Raw genomic sequence first — 1,751 nt, forward strand, 5'->3', positions numbered from 1 at the left:
CGCCGAGGAGCCGCGCGACGAGCCGTCCGCCCCGCCGGTGGCCCGGGGCGCGATCGTCGGCCGGGAGCCGGAGACCGACCTGCTGACCGAGGCCCTCGCCGTGCACGGCGACCGGCTGGTCACCGTGACCGGCCTCGGCGGGGTCGGCAAGACCCGGCTGGTGCTGGAGGCGGCCCGCCGGCTGCACCTCACGGCGTGCTGGTCGGTGCGCTGGACGGACTGGGCCCGGCAGCCCGGCATGGGCCCCGAACGCCGCGCCGACCTGGTCCGGGCGATCGGCTCCCGCCCCACCCTGCTGGTCCTGGACGGCGCCGACACCGGGGTGGAACCCGCCCTGCTGGACGAGCTGTTCCAGCGCTGCCCCGGCCTGCGGGTGCTGATCACCGCCCGGGTCGCCCAGCCGCTGCCCGGCGGCCAGGTGATCCCGCTCGCCCCGCTGCCCACCCCGGGACCGGAACTCGACCACGACCCGCTCGCGCTCGCCGAGGTGGGCGCCGTCCGGCTGCTGCTGTCGCACCTGCGCCGGCTGCGCCCCGGCTACCGGCTGGAGCCCGAGGAGGCACCCGCGGTGGCCGCGCTCTGCCGGCTGCTCGACGGCCTGCCCGGCGCGCTGGAGCTGGCCGCGGGTTGGTCGACGGTGCTCTCGCCGCGCCAACTGGTGGCCCGGCTGGCCGAAGGACCGTTCCAACTGGCCCCGCCCCCGGCCGGGTTCGGCGGACGCGGCGGGGTCGGCGAGGCCCTGGACGCGGCGCTCGGCCGGCTGACGCTGGGACAGCGCGACCTGCTGGCGCGGCTGGCCGCCGAACCGGGGGACTGGTCGGGCGAGGACGCCGTCGAGCTGAGCGGCCGCCCGCCGCAGGAGTCGCTGGCCGCCGTCCACGAGCTGCTGGCGAGCGGGCTGATCCGCAGCGTCCCGGCCCGCGACGGCGTCCGCTTCACCGTGCTGAACCTCTGCCGCCGGCTCTTCGGCGCCGCCGGGGTGTACCCGGTGCTGGCGACGGCGAGCTGACCCCGGCCCCCGCGGATACTGCCCGTCACTTGCCGGGTGAGCTGCCGGTCCGCCCGCCGGATCCTCCCTAGCGTTTCGTCCATCACTCACCGACACAGAGGGTTTGCGCCGTGGACCAGTTGGAGCAGCAGCGCGCAGCGGCCGAACCGGCCGGGCTGGAGGTCGTGGTGACGACCATGGCCTCGGATTCGCACACCTGGAACCTGGTCTTCCTGCAACTCCTGCTGGAGGAGCTCGGTCACCGGGTCGTCAACCTGGGCGCCTGCGTGCCGGACGGGCTGCTGGTCTCCGAGTGCCGCCGGATCCGGCCGGGCCTGATCGTGCTGAGCAGCGTCAACGGGCACGGCCACCAGGACGGCCTGCGGGTGATCCGGGCGCTGCGCGCCTGCCCCGAACTGGCCCGCACGCCCACGGTGATCGGCGGCAAGCTCACCATCGCCGGGCCCGGCGACCCGGAGCGGCAGCGCGCGCTGCTCGCCGCCGGGTTCGACGGGGTCTTCGAGGAGGGCCGCCCGGTCGCCGACTTCCGCGCCTTCGTGCGCTCACTGCCCTCCGTAGCCACGCTGCCCACGGTGCCGGTGCTGCCGGTGCTGCCCGCCGCCGTCCGGGTGTCGCGGTGAGCGCCCCCGCCGCCGCGCCGCGCGGCCTCCGCCCGGCCGGAGCCGGCTTCGGCGCCTTCGTCTCGGTCGACCAAGCGCTGATGAGCACCCTGCTCCCCAACCCCGACGACTTCGGCAAGGAC

At 76.6% G+C, this 1,751-nt stretch carries 2 protein-coding genes; both read left to right on the forward strand.

The annotated features are described in order from the left end of the window. Positions 1-1,009, forward strand: a 1,009-nt coding sequence (locus tag ABD308_RS16630) for an AAA family ATPase (RefSeq protein ID WP_344334965.1), incomplete at its 5' end; no start/stop codon positions are given. Positions 1,010-1,119: 110 nt separating this feature from the next. Next, positions 1,120-1,629: a cobalamin B12-binding domain-containing protein gene (locus ABD308_RS16635; RefSeq protein WP_344334968.1), complete on the forward strand. Its 510-nt coding sequence runs from the start codon at positions 1,120-1,122 to the stop codon at positions 1,627-1,629. The last annotated feature ends 122 nt before the right edge of the window (positions 1,630-1,751 follow it).

The sequence above is a fragment of the Kitasatospora putterlickiae genome (assembly GCF_039527695.1).
Taxonomy (GTDB): domain Bacteria; phylum Actinomycetota; class Actinomycetes; order Streptomycetales; family Streptomycetaceae; genus Kitasatospora; species Kitasatospora putterlickiae.